Genomic DNA, 25,552 nt, shown 5'->3' with positions numbered 1-25,552 from the left:
CGCCTGTGGACGGCAGGTGGCCCGAGCCGCGTCAGGAGGGCTTGGGCGGGTCGATCTCGGAGGGCTGGAGCTCCTCGACGTTGACGTCCTTGAACGTGAGCACCTTGACGTTCTTCGCGAACCGGGCCGGGCGGTACATGTCCCAGACCCAGGCGTCGCTCATCGAGACCTCGAAGAAGACCTCGCCCGCCTCGGTGCGGGCCTTCACGTCGACCTGGTTGCACAGGTAGAAGCGCCGGTCGGTCTCCACGACGTACTTGAAGATGCCGACGACGTCGCGGTACTCGCGATAGAGCGTCAGCTCCATCTCGGTCTCGTACTTCTCGAGGTCCTCGGCGCTCACGCGCTCGACTCTAGCGGCGTCTCCAGCCCGGCGGCGCGGCGCACGTTGACGAACCGCATCCGGTGCACCGGCGAGGGTCCGTGCTCGAGCAGCGCCGCCGTGTGCACGTCGGTGATGTAGCCCTTGTGGGTCTTGAAGTCGTACGCCGGCCACGCGGTGTCGAGCTCGGCCATGATCCGGTCCCGGGTCACCTTCGCGAGCACCGAGGCCGCCGCGATGCAGGCGGCCACCCGGTCGCCCTTCCAGACGGCCAGGCCGGGCACGCCGAGGCCGTCGACGGGGAACCCGTCGGTGAGCACGTACGCCGGGGGCACGTCGAGCAGCGCGACCGCGCGGCGCAGCGCCTCCACGTTGGCCACGTGCATCCCCAGCCGGTCGCACTCCTCGTGGGAGACCACCACCACCGACCAGGCCACGGCGCGGCGCACGACCTCGTCGTAGCACCGCTCGCGGGCCTTCGCGGTGAGCAGCTTGGAGTCGGCCAGCCCCGGCACGATGCCGGCCTTGCCGGCGGGCAGGATCGCGGCCCCGGCCACCAGCGGGCCCGCACAGGCGCCGCGGCCGGCCTCGTCCACCCCGGCGACGGGCTCGATGCCGTGGCGGCGCAGCGCGCGCTCGTAGCCGTAGAGCCCGGCGTCGCGCCGGACCGCGGCGCCGCGGGGCAGCTCACTCACGGGGTGCCTCCGGGGCGTCGGGGACGGCGTCGAAGGTCCCCGGTCGGTGCAGGAGCCGCGCGTGCCCGGCCGGCCAGGCCAGCGCGACCACCCGGCCGACCACCAGGTCGGCGGGAACGAACTCCTCACCCGGCGCGCACCCGGCGCCGGTCCCGGTTCCGGTCTCGGCTCCGGTCTCGGGGCACAAGTGCATGGTCGAGTCGTCGGAGTTGCTGCGGTGGTCGCCCATGACGAAAAGATGGCCCGCAGGCACCGGTCCGGCCGACCAGGAGCAGGTGCGGGTCATCGGGCCCGCGCATGGGGCGCCGTCGAGGCGGGTGTAGCCGGACTCGTCGAGCGGCTCGCCGTTGACCGAGATCCGGCCGCGGTCGTCGCAGCAGACGACGACGTCGCCGGCGACGCCGACCACCCGCTTCACCAGGTGCCCGCCGCCGGGACGCAGGCCGACCTTCTCCAGGGCCCGGCCGAGCGCACCGGGCGCGGGCTCGGGGAGCAGCCAGTCGCCGGGGTCCTGGAAGACCACGACGTCGCCGCGCCGCGGGCCCCGGTCGCCCCACGAGCTGACCTTCTCGACCACGATCCGGTCGTCCTTGACCAGGCCGGGCTCCATCGACGCCGACGGGATGTAGAACGCCTGCAGGAACAGCGACTTCACGACGACGGCGAGGGCCACGGCGGCGCCGAGCAGCAGCACGCGTGCGCGCCATCGCCGCGTGCCCGGAACGTGCAAGGACCGCGACCCCGGCTGCTCGTCGACGGGGTCGACGGTGCTGGGGTCGCGGTCCTCGGTGCTCACGCGAGTGAGTCTAGGAAACGCCGGGGCGTCTCAGCTCTCGCGGCGCTCCTTGATCTTGGCGGCCTTGCCGCGCAGGTTGCGCAGGTAGTACAGCTTCGCGCGGCGCACGTCACCGCGGGAGACGATCTCGATCTGCTCGAAGATCGGGGAGTTCAGCGGGAAGGTGCGCTCGACGCCGACGCCGAAGGAGACCTTGCGGACCGTGAAGGTGCGGCCGACGCCGGAGCCCTGCACGCGGATCACGACGCCCTGGAAGATCTGCACGCGGGAGCGGGTGCCCTCGATGACCTTCACGTGGACCTTGACGGTGTCGCCGGCGCGGAAGGCCGGGACGTCGTCGCGCTTGATCGCATTGCCGAGCTCGGTGATGACGTTGTTGGTCATGTCTCTCCTCACGGGTGCCACAGGTCAGCCGTGGTACTGGATGGGTGTTCCGGTGTGGCCAGTGCTCCGCGCGGAGGCGAAGATGGTCGGCGGCGCAGGACTCCCCCTGTGGCAGGGGCCCGACGCGGGTCCTCCGTGCGATCCTCGGAGCGACCCTTCGACCGACTGGCCGGTGGCCAAGTCTGCCACAGCCGGCTCAGCGCCCAGAAATCCGCTTGCCGAGCACGACGGCGCCCGGCGGCGCCTCCCGGTCCGGGCGCGGCCGGAACCCGGCCTTGCGGTACATCCGGATGTTGTCGGCACTGCCGGCCCCGGTGAACAGCACGCAGCTGCGGGCGTCGGGGTGCGCGAGGGCCTCGGCGTGCTCGAGCAGCACCCGGCCCAGGCCGCGGCCCTGGAGGTCGGGGACGACCATCAGCCGGCCGATGTCCCACTCCCCGTCCTGCAGCCGGCACCGCACGCCCGCGACGAGCCGGCCCGCCACCCGGACGACGTACCAGTCCCAGGTCTCGAGGTCGCGCAGCACGTCGTCGAGGGACTCGTGCAGCGCGGGGATCGCCAGCGACTCGTTGGCGATCGCCTCCTGCACCCAGCAGGCGCGCTGGAGGACCAGGATCTCGGGGGCGTCGGCGCGGGTGGCCGGGACGACCGACCACTCCCCCGCGACCGCACTGGCGTGCAGCAGGTCCGGGCGGCGCTCCGCGGTGCGGCGTACCGCCTGGTCCCGGCGCCACCGCGCGATGGCGCCGTGGTTGCCGCCGAGCAGCACCTCGGGGACCGACAGCCCGCGCCAGCTGGCCGGCTTGGTGTAGACGGGGTACTCCAGCAGCCCGTCCTCGTGGGACTCCTCCACGAGCGAGTCGGCGTTGCCCATGAACCCGGGCAGCAGCCGTACGACGGCCTCGGTGACCGCCAGTGCGGCGACCTCGCCGCCGTTGAGCACGTAGTCGCCGATCGAGACCTCGCGGACCTCGGTGCGGGAGCCGGCGTGGTCGAGCACCCGCTGGTCGATGCCCTCGTAGCGCCCGCACGCGAAGACCAGCCGGGAGCGCGTCGACAGCTCCCGGGCCAGCGCCTGGGTCAGCGGCTCCCCCGAGGGGGTCGGCACGACCACTGTCGCGTCCTCGATCCCGAGGGCGTCGAACGCCTCGCCCCAGGGCTCGGGCCGCATCACCATCCCGGCGCCGCCGCCGTACGGCGTGTCGTCGACCGTGCGGTGCCGGTCGTGAGTGAAGTCCCGCAGGTCGTGGACCCGCACCTCGATCAGGCCCGAGGCGGCGGCCCGGCCGGGCAGCGAGAGCTGCAGCGGCGCGAGGTACTCGGGGAAGATCGTCAGGTAGTCCAGGCGCACGTCAGTCGGCGTCCTCGGGCAGCGGAGCCACCAGCCCGGGCCGGTCGGCGACGACGACCCGGCCGGCGGCCAGGTCCACCTCCGGCACCAGTGCCTTGACGAACGGCACCAGCGTGTCCCGGCCGTCCACGGCCCGGACGGCGAGCAGGTCCTGGGCGCCGCCGTGCACGAGGCCGGTGACAGTCCCCAGCGCGGTCCCGTCGACGTCGTGGACCGCGAGCCCGACCAGCTGGTGGTCGTAGAACTCCTCGGGGTCCTCGGGCGTGGCGTCCGCCGGGATCGTCGCGTGCAGCACGATGCCGCGGGCGGCCTCGGCGGCGCTGCGGTCGCCGAGCTCCTCGAACGTCACCAGCAGCACCGACTGGTGCCAGCGGGCGCGGGCGACCGTGAGGCTGCGCAGGGTCGAGGCCGACCCCTGGGGCGGCTGGGCGCGCAGCACCGCGCCGGCGGCGTACCGACGCTCGGGCTCGTCGGTCCGGACGTCGACGGTGACCTCGCCCCGGATGCCGTGCGGCTTGCCGATGCGCCCGACCACGAGCTCGATCGTCTCCACCTAGTTCTCCTCCACCAGAGCCGAAACGGGTGCCGCCCCGAGGGGCGACACCCGTGTCAAGCGGTTGACGCGTTGGCTGGGCTCAGCGACGCCGGTCGACGTCGACGAAGTCGACCCGGGCGCCGTCCTTGCCCGCGAGGGCCGAGACGACGGTCCGGAACGCCGAGGCGGTCCGGCCACCGCGGCCGATCACCTTGCCGAGGTCGTCGGGGTGCACGCGCACCTCGAGGACCGAGCCCCGGCGCAGCTCCTTGTCGCGCACCCGCACGTCGTCGGGGTTGTCGACGACACCCCGCACGAGGTGCTCCAACGCGTCCGCGAGCATGGTGCTCAGGCCTCGGTCTCGTCGGCCGGCTTCTCGGCGTCGGCAGCGGGCTCGCTGGTCGCCTTCGGGTTGCCGGTCTCGGCGGCCTCGGCCTCCACGACGGCGGCCTCGGGGCTTTTACCAGCGGTCACCTCGGCCTCGCCGGACTTGTCAGCCTGCTCCGACTTCTCGGCCTTGTCAGCCTTGTCGGACTTCTTGGCGGCGGCCTTCTTCGTGACGGCCGCGCCCTTCAGCTCGCTGTGCGCGTCCTTGAGGGCCTCGTTGAAGGCCTCCAGCTTGTCGCGCTTGGCCTCGGCGTGCCGCAGGGTGCCCTCGGCACCCGGGAGGCCCTTGAACTTCTGCCAGTCGCCGGTCACCTTGAGGATGGCCTCGACGGCCTCGGTCGGCTGCGCGCCGACGCCCAGCCAGTACTGCGCCCGCTCGGAGGTGACGTCGATGTACGACGGGTCCTCCTTCGGGTGGTACTTGCCGATCTCCTCGAGGACCTTGCCGTCGCGCTTCTTGCGCGAGTCGACGACGACGATGCGGTACTGCGGCACCCGGATCTTGCCCAGGCGCTTCAGACGGATCTTGACGGCCACGTTTGTGGTGTCTCCTTGGATTCGTGGTGGGTGAGGTCCGCGCCGACCAGGTGGGGAACACCGGGAGACGGGCCTCGATGGGCTCTGCGACGCCCGGCTGAGAGGGTCCGGGCGCACAGGACTCAGCCGCCCATGATGCCAGACGTCCGCGCGCCGGTCGAAATCGGGCGTGCGAGGCGGCGGCCGGGGTCCGACCAGACTAGGCCCGGCCGGTTCCGCGGCTGCCCGGCGGGCGCCCAGACTGGCACCCCGACTGGCACCGAGTGGCGGGCGACACGGTCCGCACGACGACCCGTATCCGCATTTCCACGCCGCCCCGTCCCGGGATTTGTGAAGATTCTCCGGTGCCCACCGACCAGGACCTCCCCGTGCGGGCCGCCGCCCCCAGCGGGCTGCCGCTCGCGCTCGTGGTGGAGGACGACGAGGATGTCGCCTACCTCCTCAGCGTGGTGCTGACCCAGGCCGGTTTCGACGTCGTCACCGCCCGCGACGGCCTGGAGGGCACCCGGATGGCGCGCGAGCACGACCCGGTGCTCACCACCATCGACATCGCGATGCCGAACCTGGACGGGCTCGAGACCACCCGGCGGATCCGCGAGTTCAGCGACAGCTACATCGTCATCGTCAGCACCCGCTCCGACGAGCTGGACATCCTGGCCGGCTTCGACGCCGGGGCGGACGACTACGTGCCCAAGCCGATCCGGCCGCGCGAGCTGCGAGCCCGGCTGACAGCTGTCACCCGCAGGCCGTCCCTGCGGCTGCCGTCCACGCCCGTGCCGCCCGAGCAGGAGGGCGCCGCCGATCCGGGGCCGCCCGAGCAGCCGGTGCAGCCGGTGCAGCCGGTGCAGCCAACGCAGGCAGGCCAGCCCGGGGAGGAGGCCGCCGCCTCCGAGCCGGCGCAGGGCCAGGAGCCCGGCACCGAACCCGGCACCGAGTCAGGCACCGAGCCCGGCACCGAGTCGGAGGAGCAGGCAGCCGATGAGGGCGAGGACGGCAAGGCCGGCATGCTCCGCGTCGGCATGCAGTTCGTCGGCAGCTGGATCGAGTTCCGCGGCCTGCGGATGAACCCCGCCCGCGGCCTCGTGGTCGTCGACGACCGGCTGATCGACCTGCACCCGCAGCACCTGCAGCTGCTCGAGCTGATGCTCTACTCCGGCACCCGCACCCGCACCTCGCGGGAGCTGGCCCTGGGGCTGCGCGCCGAGACCGAGGAGGGCGCGACCTCCAGCGCGTCGCAGGACGCGGCGTGGGTGGAGTCGCTGATGCTCAGCATGCTCGGTCGCCTCGACGAGCTCGCGCGGCCGGTGCCGCGGTGGATCGACGCGATGCCCAACGGCCGGTTCCGGCTGGTCCGGCCCGAGTAGCGGGCGACCCGCTCAGGCCACCACGCGACCGCGCAGCACCACGCGGCGCGGCTCGTAGAGCACCCCGAGGTCCGCGCGCGGGTCGCGGTCGTAGACCACGAAGTCGGCGGGCGCGCCCTCGTCGAGCCCGGCGTTCCAGCCCAGCCACGCCCGGCCCCGCCAGGACGCGGCGGCCAGGACGTCGGCCGACGGGAGCCCGATCTCGGCCATCGCCAGCGCCTCCCCCGCCAGGTGCCCGTGCCGCTGTGGGCCGCCGCCGTCGCTGCCGACGTACATCGCCACCCCCGCCTCGTGGGCGCTCATCACGACCTCGCGGCGCCGGGCGTAGAGCTCCTCCATGGTTCCCGAGTACGCCGGGAACCGCGCCCGCCCGTCGGCGGCGAAGCCCGGGAACTTCGCGGTCTGCATCACGGTCGGCACCAGCGCCACACCCGCCGCGGCCATCTGCTCGACCTGGTCGGTGCCGAGGCCGGTGCCGTGCTCGATGCAGTCGATGCCGGCGTCGAGCAGGGGCTGCAGAACCTCGCGGCCGAAGCAGTGCGCGGTCACCTTCGCCCCGTGCTCGTGCGCCACCCGGATCGCCTCGGCGAACACCTCGGGCGGGAACGACGGGGCGAGGTCGCCCTTCTGCCGCGAGATCCAGTCGCCGACCAGCTTGACCCAGCCGTCCCCGGCCCGGGCCTCCTGCGCGACGTACGCCGGCAGCTCCTCGGGCTCGATCTCGTGACCGAAGTTGCGGATGTAGCGACGGGTCCGGGCCAGGTGCCGGCCCGCCCGGATCAGGCGCGGGAGGTCCTCGCGCTCCTGGACCCAGCGGGTGTCGGCCGGGGAGCCGCAGTCGCGCAGCAGCAGCGCTCCGGCGTCGCGGTCCGCGACCGCCTGGCGCTCGACCTCGTCGTCGTCGACGGCTCCCCCGTCGTCGAGCCCGAGGTGGTTGTGGGCGTCGACCAGGCCCGGGACGATCCAGCCGGTCGCTGCCGTCTCGGCGCCCGCGGGCCGCTCGTAGGTGATCCGGCCGTCGACCACGAACACGTCACGGTGCTCGCCCTCGGGCAGCACGACTCCGGGAAACCTGAGCGCCGTCATGGCCCGGACGTTATCGCGCCCGGGCCACGACGGCGTTCCTCAGCGGTGCTGGCGCCGGGTGGTCAGCCCGAAGCCGTAGCGGTACAGCGGGTCGTAGTCCTCGTCGCCGATGTTGACCGGCTCCTGGTCGACCGTCCGCGGCCAGCTGACCGGCAGCCGGCCGGTGAACGGGCGGCGCCCGAAGAGCACGTCCGCGACGCCCCTGCCCTCGCTGCCCGGCAGCCAGGACGCGACCAGCGCGTCCACCCGGCGCAGCAGGTCGGGCGCCAGGGCCATCGGCCGGCCGGACACGACCACGACCGTGCAGCTGCGGGCCTGGGCGCACACCGTGCGCACCGCCGCCTCGTCGGCGTCGGTGAGCTCCATCGTCTGCGGCGGCCGCAGCACCCCGTTGTCCCCGGGGTCATAGCCCCAGCGCGGTCCGCCGACGTCGCCGAAGCCCTCGGCGTACGGCGTCTCCCCGACGACCACGACCCCGTCGGCGCCACGCGGGACCCGCGCGGTCGCGGTCTCGCTGAAGGTCACCCGCGCGCGGGAGGCCCCCCGGATCCCGTCCAGGATCGTGTCCCCGGGGATCACGTTGGTCGAGCCGCCCTGCCAGGTGAGCGTCCAGCCGCCGGCCTGGTTGCCGATGTTGTCGGCGTTGCTGCCCGCGACGTACACCGGCCGCGCGCCGTGGCGGTGACCGCGACGCCCGTGCTTGACGTGCTTGCCGTGCTTGCCGGGCTTGAAGTGCTTGCCGGGCCTGCCGTGGTGGCGGCCGCCCAGCGGCAGGGTCCGCTCCCGGTTGCGCAGCAGCACCTGGGACTCGGCGACGGCCTGGCGGGCCACCGCCCGGTGCCCACGGCTGCCGATCTCGTCGAGGTTGCGCCGGTCGGTGAACGGCCGCTCGAACAGCCCGAGCTCGAACTTGGCGGTGAGGATCCGGGAGACCGCCTCGTCGATGCGGCCCTGGCTGACGGTGCCGGCCTCGACCAGCCCGATCAGCGTCGGGACGAACTCGCGCCAGGCGGGGTCGGTGCCGGAGGCGGGCTCCATGAACATGTCCACGCCGGCGTTGACCGAGGTCGCGACCTGGGTCGCGAGGTCACCGGGGATCTGGTGGATCGCGCGCCAGTCGGAGATCACGAACCCCTCGAAGCCGAGGTCACCGCGCAGCACGTCGGTGAGCAGCTCCTCGTGGGCGTGCATCTTGACCGGGTTGCCGAGCCCGTCCTCGGTCCAGTCGACGCTGGAGAAGGACGGCATCACCGACCCGGCCGCGTCCCGGCCGCGGACCACGGCGCGGTACGGCGCGAGGGCGAGCTCGTCGAACTCCTCGCGGCTGGTCTGGGTGATGCCCTGGTCGATGGTGTAGTCGCCCTCGCCGGTGCCGAACGTCGTCAGCCCGTCCCCGGCGTAGTGCTTGGCCGTCGCCAGCACCCGGTCGGGGCGGTCCAGCTGGCCGCGCGGGCCCTGGAGCCCGCGGACCGCGGCGGCGCCGAGCACGGTGGCCAGGCGCGGGTGCTCGCCGAAGGACTCATAGGTCCGGCCCCACCGGTCGTCGCGGGCCACGCAGACGCAGGGCGCGAAGTTCCACTGCGGGCCGCTGGCCCGGGTCTCGGCGGCGGTGATGTGGGCGATCCGCTCCACCAGCCGGGCGTTCCGGGTGGCACCGAGACCGATGTTGTGCGGGAAGACGGTGGCCCCCTGCAGGTTGGCGTGCCCGTGCACGGCGTCCACGCCGTAGAGCAGCGGGATCCCCAGGCGGGTGTCGAGGGCGGCCCGCTGGAAGGTGTCGACCATGTCGGCCCAGCCCTCCGCGGTGTTGTTCGCGGGCACCGAGCCGCCGCCGGACAGCACGCTGCCCAGGCCGTACTCGGTGATCAGCGACGGGTCGGCCGTCACGTCGGCGCGCTCGGCCTGGGTCATCTGGCCGACCTTCTCGGCGAGGGTCATCCGGCCGAGCAGGTCGGCGACGCGGGCGGCGGTCGGAAGGGAGGCGTCGCGGTAGCGCGGGCCGGTCTGGGCGGCGGCGTCCGCGCCGCGCTCGAGCGCGGTCGCGCCCGGTGGCGCGGCGGCGGGGGCCGCGACCAGCGCGGCGGTGAGCGCGACGCCGGCGAGCCGCCGGCCGCGCGAGCTGGGAAGCAGGATCATCTGGACCTCCTTGGCCAGGATCAGGCTGCGCGGGCCGGGTGGCCGGCGCGGAACGGCCAGCCGTCCCGCTGTCACCCTCGGCCGGGGTTCTGCCGGGGTCAATGCGCAACCGGCGCGCCCCGGCGGCCTATTTACTCCGCAGCCCGCACATAACTACGGTCCGACCATGGCACCCGGCACGCCTCCCGGGCCGCTCTCGGGGATGCCCCGGGTCGCGGCCCCGCGGCCCGCCCGAGCGGGCCCGCTGGACCGGGTCCGCGCGGCGAACCGGCGCGCGGTGCTGGCCCTGCTCGTCGGCGGTCCCCAGAGCCGGGCCGACATCTGCCGCGGAACCGGGCTGTCGCGCTCCACGGTCTCCGGGCTGGTCGCCGAGCTGCTCGCGTCCGGACACCTCGCCGAGAGTGCCGCCCGCGGGACCCCGCACAAGGGCGGCAGCGGCCGGCCGCCGGTCCTGGTCGCCCTGGCCACCCCGCCCGGGCTGGTCGCCGGGGTCGACGTCGGCCACCACCACGTCCGCGCCGTGCTGGCCGACCGCTCCGGGCGGGTCCTCGCCCAGCAGCACGCCGAGGTCGACGTCGACGCCAGCGGCCGCGGCTCGCTCGACGTCGCCGCCGACCTGGTACGCCGCACGCTGGCCGGGTCCGACCGCACCGCCGGTCCGGAGCACCGGCTGCTGGTGGCGGGGATGTGCGTGCCGGCCCCGGTCGACCGGCGGTCCGGGACCGTGCGGGGCGGGATCCTGCCGGGCTGGCGCGGGCTGGCCCCGGCCCAGGAGCTGACCCGGCGGCTCGGGGTGCCGACGGTGGCCGACAACGACGCCAACCTCGGGGCGCTCGCGGAGCTGCACCGCGGCGCCGCCCGCGGCCTCACCGACGTCGTCTACATCAAGCTGGCCGGCGGGCTCGGCTCCGGGATCGTGCTCGGCGGCCGGCTGCACCGCGGGGCGACCGGGAGCGCCGGGGAGATCGGCCACGTCCAGGTCGCCGAGGACGGCGAGGTGTGCCGGTGCGGCAACCGGGGCTGCCTGGAGACCCGGGTGGCCGCGCCGCGGCTGCTGCGGCTGCTGCGGCCGGCGTACGACGAGGAGCTCGACGTGGCGGGGGTGCTGCGCCTGGACCGCGAGGGCGACTCGGGGGTGCGCCGGGTGCTCGGCGACGCGGGCCGCACCATCGGGCGGGCGCTCGCGGACCTGTGCAACAGCCTCAACCCGCAGGCCGTCGTGGTCGGTGGCTCGCTCGGGTCCTCCCCCGCCCTGGTGGCCGGCGTGCGCGAGGCCGTCACCCGCTACGCCCAGCCCGACACCGCCACCGCGGTGCAGGTGCTGCCCGGGCAGCTCGGCGACCAGGCCGAGGCGCTGGGTGCCGTCGCGCTCGGCACGGCCCGGCTCGCCGCCACCTGAGCCGACCCCGGGCCGCTCAGAGCTGGTCGAGCAGCCAGGACGGCCCGAGCGCCACCGCGCCGGCCCCCTGGACCCGGGCCTGGAGCATCCGGTCGGCGGTCACCACGGCCACCCGCTCGCCGCGCGCGATCGCGGCCCGGGTCTCGGCCACGATCGTCGCGTCGCCGTCGGCCTTGGCGTGCACGGTCACCACGTGGGCGTCCCGGCCCGGCCGGGCGCCGCCCTTGGCCGCACCCTCCAGCACCAGCACCACGACGTCGTACGGGACGTCGGCGACCAGCAGCTGCTCGTGCAGGCGCCGGGCCGCGCCGGCCCGGTCCTTCCACCAGCCGTCGGGGCGGCTGCCGACGACGTTGGCCCCGTCGACGACCAGCGTCGTGCTCACGCCCGCCGCCCCGAGGCAGGGACGAGCGGGCTCACTTGAGGAACTTGGAGAAGTCCTTGGGCAGGTTCAGCGCCGCGGCGGCCTGCTCGTAGTCGAGGTCCGCGCCCGGCGTGGCGAAGGGGTTGGCGGGCTCCGCCTTCGACCCAGCCTGGGCCGACTTCGCCTGGGCGGCCTTCGCGGGGTTGCCCGAGACCCGCTTCTTGCCCTTCTTGGCCTGCTGCTTGGCCTTGCCCTTCTTGCCGGGCCCGCCGCCCAGCCCCGGCATCCCGGGCATCCCCGGCATGCCGGGCATTCCGCCGCCGCGGGCCATCTGCATCATCATCTTGCGGGCCTCGAAGAACCGGTCCACGAGCTGGTTGACGTCGGAGACCTGGCGGCCGGATCCCCGGGCGATGCGGGCGCGGCGGGACCCGTCGATCAGCTTGGGGTTGTCGCGCTCGGCCGGCGTCATCGAGCGGATGATCGCCTCGATGCGATCGATCTCGCGCTCGTCGAACTGGTCGAGCTGCTCGCGGAACTGGCCCATCCCGGGCAGCATCCCCATGACCTTCTTCATCGACCCGAGCTTGCGGATCTGCTGCATCTGCTGCAGGAAGTCGTCGAGGGTGAACTCGCCGCCCTGGCCGCTGAGCTTCTGGGCGGCCTTGAGGGCCTCCTCCTGGTCGAAGGCCTTCTCGGCCTGCTCGATCAGGCTGAGCATGTCGCCCATGTCCAGGATCCGCGAGGCCATCCGGTCGGGGTGGAACAGGTCGAAGTCGGTCATCTTCTCGCCGTTGGAGGCGAACATGACCGGACGGCCGGTGAGCGAGGCGATCGACAGGGCGGCGCCACCGCGGGCGTCACCGTCGAGCTTGGTCAGGACGACGCCGTCGTACCCGACCCCGTCGAGGAACGCCTGCGCGGTCGAGACCGCGTCCTGGCCGATCATCGCGTCCACGACGAAGAGGACCTCGTCGGGCTGGACGGCGTCGCGGATGTCCGAGGCCTGCTTCATCAGCTCGGCGTCGACGCCGAGCCGGCCGGCGGTGTCGACGATGACCACGTCGTACAGCTTGCGCTTGGCCTCCTCGATCGACTCCCGTGCGACCCCGACCGGGTCGCCGACGCCGTTGCCGGGCTGCGGCGCGAAGACCGGGACGCCGACCCGCTCGCCGTTGACCTGGAGCTGGTTGACAGCGTTGGGGCGCTGGAGGTCCGCGGCCACCAGCATCGGGCTCTTGCCCTGGTCCTTGAGCCACAGCGCGAGCTTGGCCGCCAGCGTGGTCTTGCCGGCGCCCTGGAGGCCCGCGAGCATGATGACGGTCGGCCCGGACTTGGCGTAGCGCAGCCGCCGGGTCTCGCCGCCGAGGATCCCGACGAGCTCCTCGTTGACGATCTTGACGACCTGCTGGGCCGGGTTGAGGGCCCCGCTGACCTCCTCGCCGCGGGCGCGGTCCTTGACCGCGGCCACGAACTCCTTGACCACCGGCAGCGCGACGTCGGCCTCGAGCAGCGCGATGCGGATCTCGCGCGCCGTGGCGTCGATGTCGGCCTCGGAGAGCCGGCCCTTGCCCCGGAGGTTCTTGAAGGTGTCGGCGAGCCGGTCGGAGAGTGTGGCGAACACAGGTGGCGTCCGTTCGTGGAGTCGTGCGTGCGTGGACCAGCAAATCCTAACCGGCCGCCGCGCCGCATCCCTCGCCCCCGCGTCGTGAGCACCCTGGCGCGCCGGGCGCTCTCGGCCGATGCTGTGACGTACGCCGCACGCCCGGTGCGACGCTCGGCCCAGGAGGACCTCGATGGCGACCACCACCCGTACTCCCGGAAGTCCCGGACCAGCGCCCTCGCGCGGGCGGCCGCGCGCGGTCTCGATCGCCGTCTGGTCGGTCGTGGCCCTGGTCGGCGCCGTCTGCTGGGCGGTGCTCGCGCTCTCCCGCGGCGAGGAGGTCTCCGCGCTGTGGATCCTGTTCGCCGCCCTGTGCTCCTACGCGATCGCCTACCGGTTCTACTCGCGGTTCATCGCCCGGCGGGTGCTCGGCGTCGACGACACCCGGGCCACCCCCGCGGAGCGGCTCGGCGACGGCGTCGACTTCGAGGTCACCGACCGGCGGGTGCTCTTCGGCCACCACTTCGCGGCGATCGCGGGCGCCGGCCCGCTCGTGGGCCCGGTGCTCGCCGCCCAGATGGGCTACCTGCCCGGCACGATCTGGATCATCGTCGGCGTCATCCTGGCCGGCGCGGTCCAGGACATGATGGTGCTGTTCTTCTCGATGCGCCGCGACGGCAAGAGCCTGGGCCAGATGGTGCGCGAGGAGATCGGCGTGGTCGGCGGCACCGCCGCGCTGATCGCGGTCTTCGCGATCATGATCATCATCCTCGCGGTCCTCGCCCTGGTCGTGGTCAACGCGCTCGCCGAATCGCCGTGGGGCGTGTTCTCGATCGGCCTGACCATCCCGATCGCGCTGTTCATGGGCGTCTACCTGCGCTTCCTGCGGCCCGGCCGGGTGCTCGAGGTGACCGCGATCGGGGTCGTGCTGCTGCTGCTGGCGATCATCGGCGGCGGATACGTCGACGGCACCGCGCTGGGCGACTCGCTGACGCTCTCCCCCGAGACCCTGACCCTCTGCCTGGTCATCTACGGGTTCATCGCCTCGGTGCTGCCGGTGTGGACGCTGCTGACCCCGCGCGACTACCTCTCGACGTTCATGAAGGTCGGCGTGATCGTGCTGCTGGCCGTCGGGGTGCTCATCGCCCAGCCGACGCTCTCCGCGGAGGCGGTGACGAGCTTCGCCACCGACGGCGACGGCCCGGTCTTCGCCGGCAAGCTGTTCCCGTTCGTGTTCATCACGATCGCCTGCGGCGCGCTCTCCGGCTTCCACGCGCTGATCTCCTCGGGCACCACCCCGAAGATGCTCGCCAAGGAGAGCCAGGTCCGGATGATCGGCTACGGCGGCATGCTGATGGAGTCCTTCGTCGCGATCAGCGCGCTGATCGCCGCCTGCGTCATCGACCAGGGCATGTACTTCGCGATGAACAGCCCCGCGGGCGCCACCGGCGGGACCTTCGCCTCCGCGGCGGAGTACGTCAACGGACTGGGCTTCTCGGTCACCGCCGACGAGCTCGCGAGCGCGGCGGCGGCGGTCGAGGAGCAGACGCTGGTCTCGCGCACCGGCGGGGCCCCGACGTTGGCGTTCGGGATCTCCCAGATCTTCGAGTCCGCCTTCGGCGGCGGGCTCGCGGCGTTCTGGTACCACTTCGCGATCATGTTCGAGGCGCTGTTCATCCTCACCGCCGTCGACGCCGGCACCCGGGTGGGCCGCTTCATGCTCCAGGACACGATCGGCAACCTGTGGCCGCGCTTCGGCGACACCTCGTGGCGCCCGGCCGCCTGGGGCGCCAGTGCCGTCGTGGTCGCGGCCTGGGGCTACATGCTCTACGTCGGGGTCACCGATCCGCTGGGCGGGATCAACCAGCTCTTCCCGCTCTTCGGCATCGCCAACCAGCTGCTCGCCGCGATCGCCCTGTGCCTGTGCGTCACGCTGCTGCTCAAGCACGGCAAGCTGCGCTGGGTGTGGGTGCCCGGGGTGCCACTGGTCTGGGACCTCATCGTCACGATGACCGCGAGCTGGCAGAAGGTCTTCTCCGACAACCCCGCCATCGGGTACTTCGCGCAGGCCGACCGCTACCGCGACGCCCGGGACGCCGACGAGCTGCTCCCGCCCGCCGCGGACGCCGGTCAGATGGACCAGGTGGTCAGCAACTCCACCCTCAACGGCGTCCTCCAGCTGGTCTTCGCCCTGCTGGTGATCGTGGTCGTCGCGAACGCCGCCGTGGTGTGGGTGCGCGCGATCCGGGCGGGCGGCCTGCCGACCACCGAGGTGCCGCCCACACCGTCCCGGATCGTGGCACCCGCCGACTTCTTCGCCACCGCCGAGGAGAAGGCGGCGGTCCGCGAGTGGGAGGAGTCCCAGCGGCTCACGACCGGAGGCCGCCGATGAGCGCGACGAGCGTGCCGGGACCCGTGGCCCGGGCCGTCGCCGGCGTGCGGTGGTACCTGCACCAGATCAGCGGCGAGGCCCGCTGGGAGGAGTACGTCGACCGGTGCCGGGAGGACGGGCGGGAGCCGATGAGCCGCCGGGCCTACGAGCGACACCGGGCCGACGTACGCGAGCACCACGCGTCCTCAAGGTGCTGCTGAGGTGCTGCTGAGGGCCGCTCAGCCGTCCGCGCCGGAGAGCGCGGCGCGGACGGCGTGGGCGGCGTCGGCGGCCCGGTGGTCGGAGAGGGCGCCCGCGCCCGACTCCTGGAGGTAGAACACGTCCACGGCCTGCGGCCCGAGGGTGTCGACGTGCGCGGAGCGCACCGCGACGTCGAGGCGGGCCAGCGCGGCGCAGACCAGGTAGACCACCCCGGGCCGGTCGGCGGTGCGGACCTCGAGGACCGTCGCCTGGGTCGAGGCCCCCGGCCGGACCGCCACGCTGGGGGCGAGGGTGCGGGCGTCGGCCGGGGCCAGCCGGGCCGCGGGATCCAGCCGGCCGGCCAGGATCGCGTCGTAGCGCTGCCGCACCACGGCCGGGTCCACGGCGGCGCCGAGCTCCCACACCGAGACGCCGTACTGGTCCTGGGACCAGGCCCGGGCCGCCCGGACCGGGAGCCGCATCAGCGCGTAGGTCGCGGCGAGGTCGGCCAGCAGGCCGACCCGGTCCGGGGCGAGCGCCGTCACCCGGGCCCCGTCCGCGACCGGCTCGACGTCCAGGGCGAGCCCGCCACGGCGGGCCTGGGTCGGCACGGGCAGCTCCTCGGCGACGACCGGTGGCGCCGGCTCGCCGCTGTCCAGGGCGGCCCGGACCCGGCGGACCAGGTCGCCGACCAGGCCGGCCCGCCACGACGACCAGGCCTGCGGCGAGGTCGCCCGCGCGTCGGCCTGGGTCAGCGCCGCGAGCAGTGCCAGCGCCTCGGGGCTGCCGACCCGCGAGGCGACCAGGTCCACGGTGGCGGGGTCGTCGGGGTCCCGCGTGGTCGCGGTCTCCGAGAGCAGCAGGTGCCAGCGGACCAGCCGGGCCACCAGGTCGACCGCCTCGGCGTCGAAGCCCATCCGGGCGGCGACCCGCCGCGCGATCGGCTCGCCGGCCACGCTGTGCTCGGTGAGGCTGCCCTTGCCGATGTCGTGGAGCAGAGCGGCGACCATCAGCACGTCGGGACGGGCCACGTCGCGGATCAGCGAGCCGGCCTCGATGCAGGTCTCGACGACGTGCCGGTCGACGGTGAACCGGTGGATCACCGACGCGTGCGGCAGCAGCCGGATCCGCTCCCACTCGGGCAGCAGCAGCCGGGTGGCGCCGGTCTCCTCGAGGGTCTCCCAGACCGGCAGCAGCCCCGGCCCCGAGGCCAGCAGCCGGACCAGCAGGTGCCGTGCCTCGTCGGGCCACGGGTCCGGCAGCGGCGCGCTCTCGCGGGCCAGCCGGGCAGCGGTCGGCGGGGCCAGGACGGCGTCCCGCTCCGCGGCGACGGTCGCGGCCCGCAGCAGCAGCACCGGGTCGTCGGCGGGCCGCGCCCGGCCGTCCAGCACGACCTCCGCCCCCGAGAGCGCGACGCCGGGCGCCAGCGGCGTCAGGGCCGGGCGCCGGGCGCCGACGCTGCGCGGACGGGCCAGGCGGTCCTCGACCCGGCGCCAGGTGAGCCGGGACAGGTGCGTGATCCGGCGGCCCAGCTCGCGGACGTGCACCTGGGCGCTGCGCGCGTCGGGCAGCTCCAGGCCGGTGGCGAGGTCGCTCCACAGCTCCGGTGCGATCCGGTCGGTGCCCCGGCCCGCGGCCTCGTGCAGCAGGTCGCGCACGTCCAGCAGCGCCAGGCGGCTCTTCTCCAGCTCGACGTGCGGCACGTCGACCAGCCAGGTGGCGACCAGCGCCTTGAGGGTGGTCGCGTCCCGCAGGCCGCCGCCCGCCTCCTTGAGGTCGGGCACCGAGAGGTGGGCCAGCTCGCCCACGCGGCGGTGCCGCGCGCGCACCATCTCGTGCAGGTCGGGCAGCCGCTCCAGTGCGGTGCGGCGCCAGTGGGCGAGGACCGTGGCGCGCAGCCGCAGGGTCAGCCCGGGGTCGCCGGCGAGGTGCCGGACGTCGAGCAGGCCGAGCGCGACCCGGAGGTCCTGCTCCGCGGCGGCGAGCACCTGCGGCAGGGACCGGACGGCGTGGTCGACCTGGGCGCCGGAGTCCCACAGCGGGTACCACAGCCGCTCGGCCACCTGCCCCAGCTCGACGCCCTCGTCGCCCACGAGGAGCACGTCGAGGTCGGAGCGGGGCGCGAGCTCCCCGCGGCCGTAGCCCCCGACGGCGACCAGCGCGGCTCCGCTCTCCGGCCCCGCGCACCCGTCGTACGCCGCCGCGCAGAGCCGGTCCGCCTCCGCCGTGCGGTGCTGCCGCTCCTCGGCGCTCACGCCGCGCTGCCTCCCGTGGCCGGGCTCCCCGCGTCTGGCTCGATCCCGTTCCCCCGAGGTGTCCGCATGGGTCCGCATCCTGCCCGACGTACGGCGACGGCCCGGCCCCCCACCCCGGGGAGCCGGGCCGTCGCCGGCCTCACAGCGCTGCTTCGTCGCGGTCGCCGGTGCGGACCCGCACGACCGTCTCCACGGGACTCACCCAGACCTTGCCGTCACCGATCCGGCCGGTCTGTGCGGTCTTGACGACGATCCCGACCACGTCGGTGACGTCGCCGTCGTCCACGACGATCTCGATGCGGATCTTCGGCACCAGCGCGATGTCGTACTCCGCGCCCCGGTAGACCTCGGTGTGGCCCTTCTGTCGGCCGTAGCCGCTGACCTCGCTCACGGTCATGCCGGTGACGCCGAACGTCTCGAGGGCCTCCCGGACGTCCTCCCACTTGTGCGGCTTGATCACCGCGGTGACGAGCTTCATGCGTTCGCTCCTTCCGTGCTCTTGGTCGCCGTCGCCAGGACCCCGGTGCTGCCGCTCGGCGAGAGGCTGGTGTGCAGGTCGTACGCGGACTCGCCGTGCTGGTCGAAGTCGATGCCCTCGACCTCGGCCTCCTCGGTGACGCGCCAGCCCAGGGTGAACTTGATCGCCAGTGCGATGACGGCGGTCAGGATGCCCGAGTAGGCGATCGCCACCAGGACGCCGAGGGTCTGGTCGACCAGCGAGTCGACGCCACCGCCGTAGAAGAGCCCGTCGATGCCGCCGGCGCCCGCGGAGGTGGAGAACAACCCGATGAGGACGGTGCCGATGATGCCACCGACCAGGTGGACGCCGACGACGTCGAGCGAGTCGTCGTACCCGAGGCGGAACTTCCAGCTGACCGCCCAGGCGCACACGGCGCCGGCGACGACGCCGATGGCCAGGGCGCCGCTGATGTTGACAGCGCCGGCCGCCGGGGTGATGGCGACCAGGCCCGCGACGATGCCGGAGGCCGCTCCGAGCGAGGTGGCCTTGCCGTGCAGGAGCCGCTCGATGATCAGCCAGCCGAGGATGGCGGCCATCGTGGCCATGGTGGTGTTCGCGAAGGTGCGCCCGGTCTCGGAGAAGAACTGCGCCATGTTCTCCTCGTCGTTGGAGCCGGTGAACACGATCGAGCCGACGTTGAAGCCGTACCAGCCCATCCACAGCATCCCGGCGCCCAGCATGGTGAGGGTCAGGTTGTGCGGACGCATCGGCTCGCGGCGGAAGCCCAGGCGCTTGCCCACGACCAGCACCAGCACCAGCGCCGCGACACCGGCGTTGATGTGGACAGCGGTGCCACCGGCGTAGTCCTGCGCGCCGATCTTGGTGCAGATGAGCGCCTCGTCGGTGCAGCTGAAGACCATGTGGGCCATCGGGAAGTAGACCAGGAACGCCCAGATGGGCAGGAAGAGCAGCCAGGCCGAGAACTTGACCCGGTCGGCGATCGCGCCGCTGATGAGAGCGGCCGTGATGACCGCGAAGGTCATCTGGAACATCACGAAGATGTAGTCCGACGTCGCGACGCCGTCGAGGGCGAAGAGCTCGAACGGGTTGGCGAAGAACACGCCGTCGCCGCCGAAGCCCATCGACCAGCCGACCAGCACGTAGAGGATGCCGACGATGGCCGCCGAGACGAACGACATCATCATCATGTTCAGCACCGACTTCGAGCGGGACATGCCGCCGTAGAAGAGTGCCAGCGCAGGAACGGTCATCATCAAGACCAACAACGTGGCCACCAGCATGAAGGCGTAATAGCCGTCCACGAAACCTCCAGGGTTTGCTCTCGGAAGGCCGTCCGCACGTGGTTGACGTCGCTGTCAGGTACGGGGCGGCCGTTGTCGAGAACCCTCGGCGGCCGAGGTTTCGCCGTCCGCCATGGTGTGTTGCCGTCAGGAAACGAGTCCTGGAGTTTTGTTGCGTCCGGGTTACGCGGGTCGGGTGTCCGGCGCCGGCCCTAGCCCGGTCCTAACCCGGCCCGGTCCTAGCCCAGCAGCGCGTCGACGAACGCCTCGGCGTCGAACGGCGCCAGGTCGTCGGCACCCTCGCCGAGGCCCACGAGCTTCACCGGGACGCCGAGCTCGCGCTGGACGGCGACCACGATCCCGCCCTTGGCGGACCCGTCGAGCTTGGTCAGCACGATGCCGGTGACGTCCACGACCTCGCTGAAGACGCGGGCCTGGATCATCCCGTTCTGGCCGGTGGTGGCGTCGAGCACCAGCAGGACCTCGGTGACCGGGGCCTGCTTCTCGATGACCCGCTTGACCTTGCCGAGCTCGTCCATCAGCCCCGCCTTGTTCTGCAGCCGGCCGGCGGTGTCGACGATGACCGTGTCGACCTCGCGCTCGGTCCCGTCCTTGACGGCCTCGAAGGCGACACTGGCCGGGTCGGTGCCCTCCGGACCGCGCACGACCTCGACGCCGACCCGCTCGCCCCAGGTGGCCAGCTGCTCCACGGCGGCGGCGCGGAAGGTGTCGGCCGCGCCCAGGACCACGCTGCGGTCCTCGGCGACCAGGATCCGGGCGATCTTGCCGACAGTGGTGGTCTTGCCGGCGCCGTTCACGCCGACGACCAGGACCACGCCCGGCTTCCCGTCGGCGCCGCTCACCTGGAGCCGGCGATCCATGGTCGGGTCGACCAGCGCGAGCAGCTCCTCGCGGAGCACGGCGCGGGCCTCGCTGCCGCTGCCCTCGACCCGCAGCCGGTCCCGGAGCCGGCCGACCAGCTCCTGGGTCGGGGCGACGCCGATGTCGGCGGTCAGCAGCGTGTCCTCGATCGACTCCCAGGTGTCCTCGTCGAGCCGGTCCCGGCTCAGCAGGGCCAGCAGCCCGCGGCCGAGCGTGCCCTGCGAGCCGGCGAGGCGCTGACGCAGCCGCACCAGCCGCGACGCCGTACCCTCCGGCCGCTCCAGGACCGGGACGGCCTCCGCGTCGGGCTCGATCGTCGCCGGCGGCGAGCTGAGCTCGACCGGCGGGGCGTCGGGGTCGGCCGGCGGGGTGCCGAGGACGTCGGTGTGGGTGTTCGGCAGCGGCTTGGGCTTGCGCCGGCCGGTGGCCACCAGGCCCGCGACCACCGCGACCAGGGCGATGCCGACGGCGGCGATGATCAGGATCAGCAGGGCCACGGTCTCCATGGGAACCATCCAACCAGAGCCCTCCGGCGCGCGGTCCCCGGCCACCCGGGAGCCCCGGCCCAGCTCGCGACGGGCGGCACTCCTCGGCCACCTCCCGCGCTTCTAGGGCCGTGCAAGGGCCGAGAAGCGCGGGGATCCCCGGTGCGCCGGGGATCCCCCGGCGGCGGGGTCAGCTACCGGCGATCCCGGCGGCCGGGGTCAGCGGTTGGTGTCGCGGCGCAGCGACTCGGAGAGCAGCGGGCCGTGCCCGTGGTCGCGGTGCTCCTCCTCGGGCAGCACCGGCGCGGCGTCCGCGGCCCGGCCCATCGCCTCGCCCAGCCACGGCACCGCCGGGACCTTGCGGCCCCGGTGCGGGTAGGCGGCGTAGACCACGACGGCTCCGGCGACCAGCAGGATCACCACCATCGAGATGACGATGTAGACCACGTTCCAACTCACTTCCCGAGACTGACGACACAACAGCGTTCCGAGCGTGGCAGATCAGGCACCGGAACCGCCGCACCGTACCCGCGCGGCGGGTCGCCGACCCAGCCGGCGGCGCGCCGGGCACGCCCGACACGACCGCGCCCGGTCAGGGACGCGCGGGGCGCAGCAGCGGCTCGACGGCGGCCCGGATGACGTCGGGCATCGGGGTGACCGGGCGGGCCGGGTCCTCGTCGTCGACGTAGACGTGGACGAAGCGGCCCTCGGCGGCCGCCTCCTCCCCCGGCCCCTGGAAGAGCCCGATCCGGTAGACCACCGAGGAGGTGCCGACCCGGTCGACGACCAGGCCGGTCTCGACGGGGTCGGGGAAGCCGATCTCGCGGAAGTAGCGGCACGAGGTCTCCGCGACCACCCCGATCTGGCGCAGCCGGCGCACGTTGGTGCCGGTGGCCTCGAACAGGTGGGCGTTCACAGCGGTGTCGAACATCTCGTAGTAGGTCGCGTTGTTGAGGTGCCCGTACGCGTCGTCGTCGCGCCAGCGGGTGGTCACGGTGCGCCAGGCCACGTAGTCGGCCCGGGTCGGGCGCTGACGATCGGTGCTCACGCCGGCGCCTCCCGCAGCCGCTGGCTGATGACGGCCGAGACGCCGTCGCCGCGCATGGTCACGCCGTAGAGCGCGTCGCCGACCTCCATCGTCCGCTTCTGGTGGGTGATCACGAGCAGCTGGGAGTTCTCGCGCAGCTCCTCGTAGATCTCCAGCAGCCGGCCCAGGTTGGTGTCGTCCAGCGCGGCCTCGACCTCGTCGAGGATGTAGAACGGCGAGGGTCGGGCCTTGAACAGCGCCACCAGGAAGCAGACCGCGACCAGGGAGCGCTCGCCGCCGGAGAGCAGCGAGAGCCGCTTGACCTTCTTGCCGGCGGGCCGGGCCTCGACCTCGATGCCGGTGGTGAGCATGTTGCCGGGATCGGTGAGCACCAGCCGGCCCTCGCCGCCCGGGAACAGCCGGGTGAACGTCGCGTCGAAGGCCCGCTCCACGTCGGCGTACGCCTCGGTGAACACCTGCTCCACCCGGGTGTCGACCTCGCGGACGATGTCGAGCAGGTCCTTGCGGGTCTTGCGCAGGTCCTCGAGCTGCTCGGTGAGGAACTTGTGCCGCTCCTCCATCGCCGAGAACTCCTCGAGCGCGAGCGGGTTGACCTTGCCGAGCTGGCTCAGCGCGCGCTCCGCGCTGCGCAGCCGCTTCTGCTGCTCCTCGCGCACGAACGGGACCGGGGCCGGCTCGGGGTCCTCCTCGGTGGGCGCCATCGGCACCGGCTGGTCCGGCCCGTACTCGGCGACCAGGGCCTCGGCGGCCAGCCCGAGCTCGTCGAGGGCGCGCTCCTCGAGCTGCTCGACTCGCATCCGCTGCTGGGCCCGGGCCAGCTCGTCGCGGTGGACGGTGCTGACCAGCTCGTCGTGCTCGCGGCCGAGCTCGCGCAGCTGGGTGCGGACCGCGAGCAGCTCCTGCTCCCGCGCGGCCCGGGACCGCTCGACCTCGCTGCGGGCCTCGGCCGCTCGCTGGACCGAGACCTCCAGGCGGGTGAGGACGTGGGCGACGGCGATCCCGACCGCCCGCGCTGCCCGCCCCTCGCGCAGCAGCCGCTCCCGGCGCGCGGCGGCCTTCGCGCGGGCCTCCCGCTCGGCCCGGGCGGTGCGCATCAGCGCGTCGGCGCGGCCGTGCATCGCCCGGGCCCGCTCCTCGGAGGTGCGCAGCGCCAGCCGGGCGTCGGTCTCGGCCTGGCGTGCCGTCCTGGCCACCTCGACCAGCCGCTCCCGCTCGCCGGTGTCGGGCTCCTCCTCGGGGGCCTCCTCGGCCCCGGCGAGCCGGGCCTCGAGGTCCGCGAGCCCGGCCACCGCCTGCTCCCGGGCCGCCTCGGCCTTCTCGATCGCCTGGGCCAGCCGGTCGGCCTCGCCACGCGCGGCCCGCGCCTGCGAGCCGTGCTGACCGAGCTCCTCGGCGACGGCCGCGAGGGTGGCGTCGGACTCGTGCAGGCGGGCCAGCGCGACGTCGGCCTCCTTCTGCGCCTCCAGCCGCTCGGCCTCCAGGCGACTGGTCTCGAAGGCCAGCCGCTCCCCCGCCGCGGTCGCCTCCGCCAGCTGGGCGGCGGCCTCGTCGACGGCGGCCTGCACCTCGATCAGGCTGGGCTGGCTCCCGGAGCCGCCCGCGGCGAAGTGGGTGCCGAGCAGGTCGCCGTCGCGGGTGACTGCGGTGACGTCGGGGACGCGGTCGAGCAGGTCCCGGGCGGCGTCGAGGTCCGGCACGACGGCGACCTTGAACAGCAGCCGGGCCAGCGCCGGGCGGAGCTCGGCGGGGCAATCGACCGCGTCCACGGCGTACGCCGGGTCGCCGGGGACCGCGCCGAGGGACGGCCAGTCGGCGCTGCCGGTGCCCGACCCGGGCCCGGCGGCGTCCCCGAGCAGCATCCCGGCGCGGCCCAGGTCCTCGTCCTTGAGGTGCCCGATCGCCGCGACGGCGGCGTCGGCGCCGGTCACCGCGACCGCGTCGGCGGCCGACCCGAGCGCGCTGGCGACCGCCGTCTCGTAGCCGGCGCGGACCGAGACCAGCGCGGCGACCGAGCCGAGCAGGCCGGAGAGCTCGTCGCTGGCCGCCAGCAGCGCGCCGGTGCCGTCCTTGCGGCTCAGGCCCATCTCCAGCGCGTCCTTGCGGGCGGCCAGCGCCGAGCGGTCGCGGTCGGCCTGCCGGGCCGCGTCGCGGACCTTGGCGAGCCGCTCCTCGATGTCGTCGAGGGCCTGAACGGCGGCCTCGTGCGCCGCGTCGAGCCCCTCCTCGCCGGCGTCCAGGCCGGCGACCTTCGTCTCCAGGGCGGTGAAGTCCCGCAGCGCCCGCTCGGCGCGCGCCTGCGCGTCCTCGCGGGCGAGCCGGAGCCGGCCGACCTCGTCGTCGGCCGCCGCGGCGCGCGAGCGCAGCGCGTTCACCTGGCCGTGCAGCCGGGCCAGCCCCTCGCGCCGGTCGGCGGCCGCCCGCTGCAGGCCGGCCACCCGGCGCTCCTCCTCCGCGGCGGCGTCCTCGGCGGCCTTGCGCGCGGTCACCGCGTCCTCCAGCGCCCGCCGGTGGGCGTCGACCTCGGCGCCGATCTGCTGCTCGCGCTCCCGGGCCTGGGCGGCCTGGGCCTCGAGCTCGTCGGGGTCCCGGCCGGAGCGGGCCTCGGCCTCGCTCGTCCCGGCCGCGTTGCGGACCCGCTCCGCGGCCAGCGACTCGGTGCCGCGCAGCCGTTCGCGGAGCCCGGACAGCGCGAACCAGGTGTCCTGAGCCTGCGACAGCGCCGGGAGGTCCTCGCGCAGCGCCGCCTCCAGGGCGGACTCCCGCTCCCGGGTGAGCCGGACCTGCTCCTCGACCTGCTCGCGGCGCTGCACCAGCAGCGTCTCGTCGGCCAGCTCCTGCTCGAGGGTGGTCCGGACCGTGACGAGCTCGTCGGCCAGCAGCCGCGCGCGGGCGTCGCGGACGTCGGCCTGGACCGTCGCGGCCCGCCGGGCCACCTCCGCCTGCCGGCCCAGCGGCTTGAGCTGGCGGCGGATCTCGCCGAGCAGGTCGTGGAGGCGGTTGAGGTTGCCCTCGGTGGAGTCCAGCTTCCGCAGCGCCTTCTCCTTGCGCTTGCGGTGCTTCAGGACGCCGGCGGCCTCCTCGATGAAGCCGCGCCGGTCCTCGGGGGTGGCGTGCAGGATCGCGTCGAGCTGGCCCTGGCCGACGATGACGTGCATCTCCCGGCCGATGCCGGAGTCGGAGAGCAGCTCCTGGACGTCGAGGAGCCGGCAGCCCTGGCCGTTGATGGCGTACTCCGAGCCGCCGCTGCGGAACATCGTCCGGCTGATCGTGACCTCGGCGTACTCGATCGGCAGCGCGCCGTCGGAGTTGTCGATGGTGAGGACCACCTCGGCCCGGCCCAGCGGGGGTCGCCCGGAGGTGCCGGCGAAGATGACGTCCTCCATCTTGCCGCCGCGCAGCGACTTCGCGCCCTGCTCGCCCATCACCCAGGCGAGCGCGTCGACGACATTGGACTTGCCGGAGCCGTTGGGCCCGACGATGCAGGTGATGCCGGGCTCGAGCTGGAGGGTCGTCGAGGAGGCGAAGGACTTGAAGCCCCTCAGGGTCAGGCTCTTGAGGTACACCGTGGGCCTCCCGGACCGTCGGACACC

23 protein-coding genes and 1 pseudogene are annotated in these 25,552 nt (G+C 74.0%); 4 read left to right on the top strand and 20 right to left on the bottom strand.

All coding sequences use genetic code 11. The features are described from left to right. Window positions 1-31: 31 nt before the first annotated feature. The 9 genes and pseudogenes from EBO35_RS07100 to rpsP form a co-directional block, all read right to left on the bottom strand. Entirely contained in the window at window positions 32-343 is a 312-nt protein-coding gene (locus EBO35_RS07100) for a DUF2469 domain-containing protein (RefSeq protein ID WP_122817096.1), read from the bottom strand. Next, window positions 340-1,017 (bottom strand): ribonuclease HII, encoded by a 678-nt coding sequence (locus EBO35_RS07095; protein ID WP_122817095.1) that lies wholly within the window; start codon window positions 1,015-1,017, stop codon window positions 340-342. The genes EBO35_RS07100 and EBO35_RS07095 overlap by 4 nt, the downstream gene beginning before the upstream one ends. After that, window positions 1,010-1,813: a signal peptidase I gene (lepB, locus tag EBO35_RS07090; RefSeq protein ID WP_122817094.1), complete on the bottom strand. Its 804-nt coding sequence runs from the start codon at window positions 1,811-1,813 to the stop codon at window positions 1,010-1,012. The genes EBO35_RS07095 and lepB overlap by 8 nt, the downstream gene beginning before the upstream one ends. Window positions 1,814-1,843: 30 nt before the next feature. Beyond that, the gene (gene rplS, locus EBO35_RS07085; protein WP_122817093.1) at window positions 1,844-2,197 is read right to left on the bottom strand and encodes a 50S ribosomal protein L19; all 354 of its coding nucleotides are present in this window, start codon (window positions 2,195-2,197) and stop codon (window positions 1,844-1,846) included. A 196-nt stretch (window positions 2,198-2,393) separates the two neighbouring features. Then, window positions 2,394-2,723 (bottom strand): GNAT family N-acetyltransferase, encoded by a 330-nt coding sequence (locus EBO35_RS19940; protein WP_241153971.1) that lies wholly within the window; start codon window positions 2,721-2,723, stop codon window positions 2,394-2,396. Window positions 2,724-2,879: 156 nt separating this feature from the next. Beyond that, a pseudogene (gene trmD, locus EBO35_RS19935) lies at window positions 2,880-3,548 on the bottom strand (tRNA (guanosine(37)-N1)-methyltransferase TrmD); the annotation flags it as partial. A gap of 1 nt (window position 3,549) precedes the next feature. After that, window positions 3,550-4,101, bottom strand: a complete 552-nt coding sequence (gene rimM, locus EBO35_RS07075) for a ribosome maturation factor RimM (protein WP_206422698.1) — start codon at window positions 4,099-4,101, stop codon at window positions 3,550-3,552. An 82-nt stretch (window positions 4,102-4,183) separates the two neighbouring features. Further along, window positions 4,184-4,426: an RNA-binding protein gene (locus tag EBO35_RS07070; RefSeq protein ID WP_122817091.1), complete on the bottom strand. Its 243-nt coding sequence runs from the start codon at window positions 4,424-4,426 to the stop codon at window positions 4,184-4,186. Window positions 4,427-4,431: 5 nt separating this feature from the next. Continuing rightward, complete coding sequence (gene rpsP, locus EBO35_RS07065; protein WP_122817090.1) at window positions 4,432-5,007, bottom strand: 30S ribosomal protein S16; 576 nt, start codon at window positions 5,005-5,007, stop codon at window positions 4,432-4,434. A gap of 344 nt (window positions 5,008-5,351) precedes the next feature. Here rpsP and EBO35_RS07060 point away from each other — a divergent pair, with 344 nt between their 5' ends. After that, window positions 5,352-6,371 carry a response regulator transcription factor gene (locus EBO35_RS07060; protein ID WP_164477852.1) on the top strand — a complete coding sequence of 340 codons (1,020 nt, stop codon included), beginning with the start codon at window positions 5,352-5,354 and terminating at the stop codon, window positions 6,369-6,371. Between the two features lie 12 nt (window positions 6,372-6,383). On the opposite strand, the gene EBO35_RS07055 is transcribed toward EBO35_RS07060, so the two are convergent. Together EBO35_RS07055 and EBO35_RS07050 are read right to left on the bottom strand one after the other, a co-directional pair. Next, on the bottom strand, window positions 6,384-7,457 hold the full coding sequence (locus tag EBO35_RS07055; protein WP_122817088.1) for an amidohydrolase family protein: 1,074 nt from the start codon (window positions 7,455-7,457) through the stop codon (window positions 6,384-6,386). Window positions 7,458-7,496: 39 nt separating this feature from the next. Then, window positions 7,497-9,593: a glycoside hydrolase family 3 protein gene (locus EBO35_RS07050; RefSeq protein WP_122817087.1), complete on the bottom strand. Its 2,097-nt coding sequence runs from the start codon at window positions 9,591-9,593 to the stop codon at window positions 7,497-7,499. Between the two features lie 166 nt (window positions 9,594-9,759). On the opposite strand from EBO35_RS07050, the gene EBO35_RS07045 reads away from it, so the two are divergent. Continuing rightward, window positions 9,760-10,992 carry an ROK family protein gene (locus EBO35_RS07045; protein ID WP_241153904.1) on the top strand — a complete coding sequence of 411 codons (1,233 nt, stop codon included), beginning with the start codon at window positions 9,760-9,762 and terminating at the stop codon, window positions 10,990-10,992. 16 nt (window positions 10,993-11,008) lie between these two features. Here the strand turns inward: EBO35_RS07045 and EBO35_RS07040 are convergent, their stop codons facing one another. Together EBO35_RS07040 and ffh are read right to left on the bottom strand one after the other, a co-directional pair. Next, a complete protein-coding gene (locus EBO35_RS07040) occupies window positions 11,009-11,377 on the bottom strand; it encodes an NYN domain-containing protein (RefSeq protein ID WP_122817085.1) in 369 nt (122 codons plus the stop codon). Between the two features lie 31 nt (window positions 11,378-11,408). Continuing rightward, window positions 11,409-12,980, bottom strand: a complete 1,572-nt coding sequence (gene ffh / locus EBO35_RS07035) for a signal recognition particle protein (protein WP_164477851.1) — start codon at window positions 12,978-12,980, stop codon at window positions 11,409-11,411. Between the two features lie 172 nt (window positions 12,981-13,152). On the opposite strand from ffh, the gene EBO35_RS07030 reads away from it, so the two are divergent. Beyond that, complete coding sequence (locus tag EBO35_RS07030) at window positions 13,153-15,351, top strand: carbon starvation CstA family protein (RefSeq protein ID WP_122817084.1); 2,199 nt, start codon at window positions 13,153-13,155, stop codon at window positions 15,349-15,351. Then, a complete protein-coding gene (locus EBO35_RS07025) occupies window positions 15,348-15,551 on the top strand; it encodes a YbdD/YjiX family protein (RefSeq protein WP_122817083.1) in 204 nt (67 codons plus the stop codon). Before EBO35_RS07030 ends, EBO35_RS07025 begins: the two co-directional genes overlap by 4 nt. Window positions 15,552-15,569: 18 nt before the next feature. Here EBO35_RS07025 and EBO35_RS07020 read toward each other — a convergent pair whose 3' ends face one another. The 7 genes from EBO35_RS07020 to smc form a co-directional block, all read right to left on the bottom strand. Beyond that, complete coding sequence (locus EBO35_RS07020; protein WP_164477850.1) at window positions 15,570-17,786, bottom strand: [protein-PII] uridylyltransferase; 2,217 nt, start codon at window positions 17,784-17,786, stop codon at window positions 15,570-15,572. 139 nt (window positions 17,787-17,925) lie between these two features. After that, on the bottom strand, window positions 17,926-18,264 hold the full coding sequence (locus EBO35_RS07015; protein ID WP_122817081.1) for a P-II family nitrogen regulator: 339 nt from the start codon (window positions 18,262-18,264) through the stop codon (window positions 17,926-17,928). Then, on the bottom strand, window positions 18,261-19,568 hold the full coding sequence (locus EBO35_RS07010; protein WP_241153903.1) for an ammonium transporter: 1,308 nt from the start codon (window positions 19,566-19,568) through the stop codon (window positions 18,261-18,263). The genes EBO35_RS07015 and EBO35_RS07010 overlap by 4 nt, the downstream gene beginning before the upstream one ends. Window positions 19,569-19,786: 218 nt before the next feature. Further along, window positions 19,787-20,935 (bottom strand): signal recognition particle-docking protein FtsY, encoded by a 1,149-nt coding sequence (gene ftsY, locus EBO35_RS07005; protein WP_206422697.1) that lies wholly within the window; start codon window positions 20,933-20,935, stop codon window positions 19,787-19,789. 198 nt (window positions 20,936-21,133) lie between these two features. Then, the gene (locus EBO35_RS07000) at window positions 21,134-21,373 is read right to left on the bottom strand and encodes a hypothetical protein (RefSeq protein WP_127480323.1); all 240 of its coding nucleotides are present in this window, start codon (window positions 21,371-21,373) and stop codon (window positions 21,134-21,136) included. 133 nt (window positions 21,374-21,506) lie between these two features. After that, window positions 21,507-21,962: an acyl-CoA thioesterase gene (locus EBO35_RS06995; RefSeq protein ID WP_122817079.1), complete on the bottom strand. Its 456-nt coding sequence runs from the start codon at window positions 21,960-21,962 to the stop codon at window positions 21,507-21,509. Beyond that, a complete protein-coding gene (gene smc / locus EBO35_RS06990) occupies window positions 21,959-25,525 on the bottom strand; it encodes a chromosome segregation protein SMC (protein ID WP_122817078.1) in 3,567 nt (1,188 codons plus the stop codon). The genes EBO35_RS06995 and smc overlap by 4 nt, the downstream gene beginning before the upstream one ends. Window positions 25,526-25,552: the final 27 nt, after the last annotated feature.

Source organism: Nocardioides pantholopis, from assembly GCF_003710085.1.
Lineage (GTDB): Bacteria > Actinomycetota > Actinomycetes > Propionibacteriales > Nocardioidaceae > Nocardioides > Nocardioides pantholopis.
The sequence above is the reverse complement of the archived record's forward strand: the minus strand, read 5'-3'. Positions and strand labels throughout refer to the sequence as shown.

Excerpts from the sequence above, each read along its gene's own strand:
- EBO35_RS07055 (WP_122817088.1), bottom strand. The coding sequence starts at position 7,457 with ATGACGGCGCTCAGGTTTCCCGGAGTCGTGCTGCCCGAGGGCGAGCAC.
- ftsY (WP_206422697.1), bottom strand. The coding sequence starts at position 20,935 with ATGGAGACCGTGGCCCTGCTGATCCTGATCATCGCCGCCGTCGGCATC.
- EBO35_RS07045 (WP_241153904.1), top strand. The coding sequence starts at position 9,760 with ATGGCACCCGGCACGCCTCCCGGGCCGCTCTCGGGGATGCCCCGGGTC.
- EBO35_RS07030 (WP_122817084.1), top strand. The coding sequence starts at position 13,153 with ATGGCGACCACCACCCGTACTCCCGGAAGTCCCGGACCAGCGCCCTCG.
- EBO35_RS07025 (WP_122817083.1), top strand. The coding sequence starts at position 15,348 with ATGAGCGCGACGAGCGTGCCGGGACCCGTGGCCCGGGCCGTCGCCGGC.
- EBO35_RS07050 (WP_122817087.1), bottom strand. The coding sequence starts at position 9,593 with ATGATCCTGCTTCCCAGCTCGCGCGGCCGGCGGCTCGCCGGCGTCGCG.
- EBO35_RS07015 (WP_122817081.1), bottom strand. The coding sequence starts at position 18,264 with ATGAAGCTCGTCACCGCGGTGATCAAGCCGCACAAGTGGGAGGACGTC.
- EBO35_RS07070 (WP_122817091.1), bottom strand. The coding sequence starts at position 4,426 with ATGCTCGCGGACGCGTTGGAGCACCTCGTGCGGGGTGTCGTCGACAAC.
- rplS (WP_122817093.1), bottom strand. The coding sequence starts at position 2,197 with ATGACCAACAACGTCATCACCGAGCTCGGCAATGCGATCAAGCGCGAC.